Source organism: Pantoea sp. SIMBA_079 (genome assembly GCF_046940275.1).
In the GTDB taxonomy this organism is placed as follows: Bacteria; Pseudomonadota; Gammaproteobacteria; order Enterobacterales; family Enterobacteriaceae; genus Pantoea; species Pantoea borealis.
In genome coordinates this window covers 192427-199004 of sequence record NZ_JAWRYR010000006.1, presented here as the reverse complement: position 1 = coordinate 199004, position 6578 = coordinate 192427, and the positions used below count along the sequence as shown (strand labels likewise).

Genomic DNA, 6578 nt, shown 5'->3' with positions numbered 1-6578 from the left:
CGTCTGTCGCGAGGTGGCGTATATTACGCTTTCCTCCTTCGGAGTCAACCACTTTTTTCAGCGTTTTTCTCCGGCGGAAGTTCTTACCGAATCTTCCTGTCAACGCCGTTTTCCGTAAGCCGGTGTGCCGTGTCGATGGAGGCGCATTATAGGGAGTTCTTCCGGGCTGACAAGCGTTAAATGCAAAAAAAGTATCGTTCGCGCTATTTTTCGCCACAACGCTCTATTTCACAACGATTTGCCTGGTAACTGCGCAAATTCATGCGCAAATGCACTTACTGCAGACCAGTCGGTGTACTCCACTTCTTTAGAGGTATCGGTTTCACCCCCGGTCATCCGCATGATTAACTGAATCATGACCCGGTCAAACCAGCGATAGCGTGGATAACGTAACGCGCCGGCAAACACCGCGCAGCAGTCGGGCTGCCATGGCGACTGCTCAAGAAATTTGCGGGTATAAGCATTAGTCTGCGGAGTACGCTTGTCCGCTTTGCGTGCCGTCAGGTTCACGCTAAAAAACCCGCTTGCCCGCTGCTGCAGCGCCTGCAGGTGCTGCGCGATAAATTTCATCAGTGCCGCATCAAAATGCCCATAGCGGATAGAGGCGCCTATCAGCACGCGATCGTACTGTGACCAGTCAATCTGTCTCGTCTCTGCAAGGTCCTGCACATCACACAACTGTTGGGGTACCAGCGTCTGGGCAATACGCGCTGCAATTTCGCGGGTTTGTCCGTCGCGGGTAGAATAAAGTATCAATGCTTTCATCACGGGTTCCTGTTTCTTTTATTCGCGCCAGAACGTTGGCGTGAACAGTACCAGCAGCGTAAAGACCTCAAGACGCCCGAACAGCATCGTCAGGATCAATATCCATTTCGCCACATCATTCATGGTTGTGAAGTTGTCTGCGACTACGCCCAGTCCCGGCCCGAGGTTATTCAGCGTGGCAGCAACGGCAGCAAACGCGGAGAAGTCATCAACGCCGGTTGCGATAATGGCCAGCATGCTGAGCAAAAACACCAGCGCATAGGCAGAGAAGAAACCCCATACCGCCTCCAGAATACGCTCCGGCAGTGCCCGGTTACCCAGCTTGATGGTGTAAACCGCATTAGGGTGAACCAGACGTTTCAGCTCGCGCGAGCCCTGCTTGAACAATAGCAGAATACGAATAACCTTCAGGCCGCCCCCGGTTGAGCCTGCCATACCGCCGATGAAAGCGGAACAGAGCAGCAGCACCGGCAGGAACAGGGGCCAGCGCGCAATGCTGTCGGTGGTAAAGCCCGCCGTTGTGGCCCATGACACGACCTGAAAGAAAGCCTGATTCAGCGTTTGCCAGCCGCTGTCATAAACATTATGCAGCCAGAGGACCAGCGTGCAGATCACCACCAGCGTAAACTGCACGCCAATAAACATCCGGAATTCAGGGTCACGCCAGTAAACCTTCAGGTTACGACCGCTCAGCAGTGAAAAGTGCAGACCATAGTTACAGCCGGAAATCAGCAAAAAAACCGCAACAATCGTATTGATCGTCGGGCTGTTGAAATAGCCAATGCTGGCATCGTGCGTGGAAAAACCGCCAATCGCGATGGTAGAAAAGCTGTGTCCGATAGCATCAAACATCGGCATACCGGCCAGCCACAGGGCCAGCGCGCAGGCGATGGTCAGCACCACATAGATCAGCCACAGCGTTTTTGCTGTTTCTGCAATGCGCGGCCGCATTTTATTGTCTTTCAGCGGTCCCGGCATTTCAGCGCGATAAAGCTGCATACCGCCGACGCCCAGAATCGGCAGAATGGCGACGGCCAGAACAATGATCCCCATGCCGCCCAGCCACTGCAGCATTTGCCGGTAAAACAGAATCGCTTTTGGCAGAGAGTCGAGCCCTACCAGCGTTGTTGCGCCTGTGGTTGTCAGACCGGAAAAGGATTCAAAGAAAGCATCCGTAGCGGAGAGGTGGGGCTGTTCCGCAAAGATGAACGGCATCGCACCGACGCTGCCCAGTACAGTCCAGAACAGCACCACAATCAGAAAGCCTTCGCGCGGTTTGAGCTCGGTCTTCTGTTTACGGTTGGGCCACCAGAGCAGCGAACCAATGACAATCGCCATCAGGAACGTCTGACTGAAGGCACGGCCGGCACCGTCGCGATAAATCAGCGCCACTAAACCCGGTACAATCATGGTTACCGAGAATAAAATAACCAGCAGACCCACAATGCGGGTAATGGCGCGAAAGTGCATGGAGCCGTGTCCTTTGTTCAGTTATCCAGCGGGAGCAGCGATAGCGCCCCCCGGCTGTAATCAGAGAGGTTTTGCTTAAAGGCCGCTATCTGCGCATGAGGCAGCGCAATGCGCAGCGTAATGCAATCTTCATAGCGGCTCTCTTCAGTGATGCCGTTAAAACGCTGCAGCAGACGTTCTATATCGCTCATCTGCGCATAATCACAACGCAGCATAAAAGATTGCATCGGCACTTTGCGCTGACGCGGCAGCTGTTTCAGCCCCTGCTGCACCCCGCCACCGTAAGCTTTGACCAGCCCGCCGGTCCCCAGCATAACGCCGCCATAATAGCGTACGACGACGGCGGTGATCTCCCCCAGGCCGCTTCCCATCAGCTGCGCCAGCATCGGCTTGCCTGCCGTGCCGGAGGGTTCACCATCATCGGAGAAGCCCAGCTGTTGCGAATCGTCCGGTGCGCCGGCAACCCAGGCCCAGCAGTGATGTCGCGCAGCGGGATGCGCGCTTTTAACCTGCTGCACAAAAGTTCGTGCCGCTTCAGCGCCCGGCGTATGGGCCAGCAGGGTAATAAAGCGGCTTTTTTTGATCGTCTCTTCGCTGCTGCTTACCGCGTCAGCCGGAATATCATAAGCGTCCATCAGGCCAGATGCAGATCGCGCGTCATGTTCTCAATGCGATTAGGATGGATCACCACATTATCCTCAATGCGAATTCCGCCATACGGCTTCAGCGCATCAATTGCCTGCCAGTCAAAATGCTGGCTGTACTTGCCGCCGCGCAGTGGCGCCAGCAGCGAATCGATAATATAGAAACCGGGTTCGATAGTCAGTACCATGCCGGGCTCCAGAACCCGGGTGCAGCGCAGATAAGGATATTGCGCCGGCGCAGCCAGATGCGTGCCGTGGTCATCCTGCATAAACCCGGCCACATCATGCACCTGCAGCCCGAGTGGATGACCCAGCCCATGCGGCATGAAAGGCCCGGTCAGATTTTCAGCCACCAGCGCCTCTTCTGTCAGGCCTTTTGCCAGACCAAACTTCAGCAGCAAACGCGCAATGCGCTGATGCATCTGCAGATGATAATCGGTATAGCGTATGCCCGCTTTCAGCGTGGCTATCAGCGCCAGTTCTTCTTTATTCATCGCCTCAACCAGTTCGGCATAGCGCGTTTTGCTTTGCGCCGCATAGCTGCGCGTTAAATCTGCTGCGTACCCTGAATACTCCGCGCCAGCGTCAATCAGAAAGCTGTGACGTTTGGCTGGCGGCTGGTGATCGAGCCGGGTGTAGTGCAGCACGGCTGCATGTTCGTTCAGCGCCACAATATTGCCGTAAGGCACATCGGTATCCCGGTGGCCGGTAGCGGTGAGGTAGGCAAGGTTGATATCGAACTCGCTCATGCCGGAGAAAAACGCCTCTTTGGCAGCGCGATGACCAGCAACCGCGAGCTTCTGCGCCTGACGCAGACAGGCCAGTTCATAATCAGTTTTGATACTGCGATGGTAATGCAGGAAATCGATCACCGCCTGCGGGTTAATCTGCGCGCTGCCGAAGCCCAGCTGCGCAGCACGTGCCGGTACCGGGCCAATATAGGCCACGTTTTCACGCGATGCAGGCAGCAGCTGTGCAATCTCATCTGCATTTTTCAGCCCAATGACCTCAACGTCTCCCGTCCAGAAGCTTTCCGGTAGCGGCTCGACGTTATGCCAGTAGTCGACGGGAGAATAGAACCACAGCTTGGGTTTATTGAGGCCATCGACCCACAGCCAGCAGTTTGGCACCTGCGTGACCGGCACCCAGGCTTTGAACTGCGGATTCACTTTAAACGGATAGGTGTGATCATCCAGAAAAACGGTCTGTAGCTCGCCGGAGTGGATCAACAGCGCATCCAGTTTGCCACGCGCCAGAATCTGTTGCGCCCGCTGCTGCAGCGTTTTGATATGCGCCTGATACAGTGTTTTCAGTGAATCCATGAACGAGTCTCCGATGTCGCGAAAGTGGCCGCAGTGTAGCATAGCCGCGGCGCTATTGGCGCGCCAGCCAGCCTGTGATCGCGGTATCAAATAAGCACACTGCCGTTTGCAAAACATGAGCAGGCCGCCCACACTCCTGTTCATCTGGTATGACCAGATCACTTTTCGCGGTTTCAGGAGACGGACATGCTCTACCAAGGCGATACCCTTTCATTACACTGGCTTGACGATGGCATCGCCGAGCTGGTTTTCGATGCTCCCGGCTCGGTCAATAAACTTGATATCAAAACCGTCGCCAGCCTGGGAGAGGCTCTGGATGTACTGCAGCAGCAGCCCGGCCTGCGCGGTCTGCTGTTAAGCTCCGCTAAACCCGCTTTTATCGTCGGCGCGGATATCACCGAATTTCTCTCGCTGTTTGATGCCCCCGAAGAGAAATTAAGCGCATGGCTGACTTTTGCTAACAGCATTTTTAACCGGCTGGAAGATCTGCCGGTGCCGACCATTGCCGCCATTGATGGCTATGCGCTGGGCGGTGGCTGTGAATGTGTTCTGGCAACCGACCTGCGCGTCGCGACGCCGGAGTCACGTATTGGCCTGCCGGAAACCCGGCTCGGCATCATGCCTGGCTTTGGCGGTAGCGTACGTCTGCCGCGCCTGCTGGGTGCCGACAGTGCGCTGGAGATTATTGCCGCCGGTAAAGATGTGGATGGACTAAGCGCGCTGAAGCTGGGGCTGGTGGATGCCGTGGTCAGCCGCGATAAATTGCGCAGCGCTGCGCTGACGATGCTGCACGACGCCATTACCCAGCAGAGCTGGCAGGCACGCCGGGCGCCGAAGCTGGCGCCGCTGAAGCTGAGTCCGGTTGAAGCCGCGATGAGCTTTACGCTGGCGAAAAGCATGGTGCTGCAGACGGCAGGTAAACATTACCCTGCCCCGCTGACAGCGGTGAAAACGATTGAAGCCGCCGCCGGGCTGACGCGCGATGATGCGCTTAAGCTTGAAACGGCTGCCTTTGTGCCGCTGGCGCAGAGCGATGTCGCCCGCGCCCTGGTCGGCATTTTCCTTAACGATCAATATGTCAAAAGTCTGGCGAAAAAACATAGTGCCCGCGCAGAGGTGCCGCAGCAGGCCGCCGTGCTGGGTGCCGGTATCATGGGGGGCGGGATTGCCTGGCAGTCGGCGTGGAAAGGCGTACCGGTTATCCTGAAAGATATCAGCGAGAAAGCGCTGACGCTGGGTATGAATGAAGCCAGCAAGCTGCTGAATAAACAGCTGGCGCGCGGCAAAATTGACGGGACCAAACTCGCCGCCGTGCTGACCACTATCCAGCCGGTGCTGGAGTATAGCGGTTTCAGACGCGCTGATGTGGTGGTGGAAGCGGTGGTGGAAAACCCGGCGGTCAAAGCGAAAGTGCTGGCCGAGACTGAACAGCAGCTGCGGGAGGATGCGATCCTCGCCTCCAATACCTCGACGATCCCGATTAGCGAACTGGCAAAAGCGCTGCAGCGCCCGCAAAACTTCTGCGGTATGCATTTTTTCAATCCGGTTCCGCGTATGCCGCTGGTGGAAGTGATCCGCGGCGAACAGACCTCAGAGGCAACCATCAGCAAAGTGGTCGCGTGGGCCAGCAAAATGGGAAAAACGTCCGTAGTGGTTAACGACTGCCCCGGTTTCTTTGTTAACCGGGTGCTGTTCCCCTATTTTGCTGCTTTTAGCCTGCTGCTGCGCGACGGCGCTGATTATCGCCAGGTCGACAAGGTTATGGAGCAGCAGTTTGGCTGGCCGATGGGCCCGGCGTGGCTGCTGGATGTGGTAGGTATTGACACCGCGCATCATGCGCAGCAGGTCATGGCACAGGGCTTCCCGACGCGCATGCAGAAAACGTATCGCGACGCCATTGATGTGCTGTTTGATGCGGGCCGGTACGGCCAGAAAAACGGGCTGGGCTTTTACCGCTGGGAACAGGATAAAAAAGGCAAACCGCAGAAGATACACGATCCGGACGCCGATACGCTGCTGAGCAGCGTCAGTGAACCAGCACGCGCATTCAGCAATGAAGAGATTATCAACCGTATGATGCTGCCGATGCTGCATGAAGTGGTGCGCTGTCTGGAAGAGAAGATTATCGCCTCACCGGCAGAAGCAGATATGGCGCTGGTCTATGGCCTCGGCTTTCCGCCATTCCGCGGCGGCGCTTTCCGCTATCTTGATACGCTCGGTAACAGCAATGTGGTCGACCAGGCCAGACGCTACGCACATCTCGGCACGCTTTATACGCTGCCAGAGGCGCTGCTGCAGCGTGCACACGCGCATCAGAGCTGGTATCCCGCCGTTCAACCTATTGATGAAGCGTCGCTGCAGCGCGCCTGAGGAACAG

At 56.5% G+C, this 6578-nt stretch carries 5 protein-coding genes; 1 reads left to right on the top strand and 4 read right to left on the bottom strand.

The window, feature by feature from the left end:
• Positions 1 to 228: 228 nt before the first annotated feature.
• From hemG to pepQ, 4 genes are read right to left on the bottom strand one after another with little or no spacing between them, the layout of a single operon-like run.
• Entirely contained in the window at positions 229 to 765 is a 537-nt protein-coding gene (gene hemG, locus SB719_RS10985; RefSeq protein ID WP_065647776.1) for a menaquinone-dependent protoporphyrinogen IX dehydrogenase, read from the bottom strand.
• Positions 766 to 783: 18 nt separating this feature from the next.
• Positions 784 to 2235 carry a Trk system potassium transporter TrkH gene (gene trkH, locus SB719_RS10980; protein ID WP_065647777.1) on the bottom strand — a complete coding sequence of 484 codons (1452 nt, stop codon included), beginning with the start codon at positions 2233 to 2235 and terminating at the stop codon, positions 784 to 786.
• A gap of 17 nt (positions 2236 to 2252) precedes the next feature.
• Positions 2253 to 2870 carry an IMPACT family protein gene (locus SB719_RS10975; RefSeq protein ID WP_304234843.1) on the bottom strand — a complete coding sequence of 206 codons (618 nt, stop codon included), beginning with the start codon at positions 2868 to 2870 and terminating at the stop codon, positions 2253 to 2255.
• A complete protein-coding gene (gene pepQ, locus SB719_RS10970; protein WP_304234845.1) occupies positions 2870 to 4201 on the bottom strand; it encodes a Xaa-Pro dipeptidase in 1332 nt (443 codons plus the stop codon). Before pepQ ends, SB719_RS10975 begins: the two co-directional genes overlap by 1 nt.
• A gap of 186 nt (positions 4202 to 4387) precedes the next feature.
• On the opposite strand from pepQ, the gene fadB reads away from it, so the two are divergent.
• Positions 4388 to 6571, top strand: a complete 2184-nt coding sequence (fadB, locus tag SB719_RS10965; protein WP_065647779.1) for a fatty acid oxidation complex subunit alpha FadB — start codon at positions 4388 to 4390, stop codon at positions 6569 to 6571.
• Positions 6572 to 6578 lie beyond the last annotated feature (7 nt).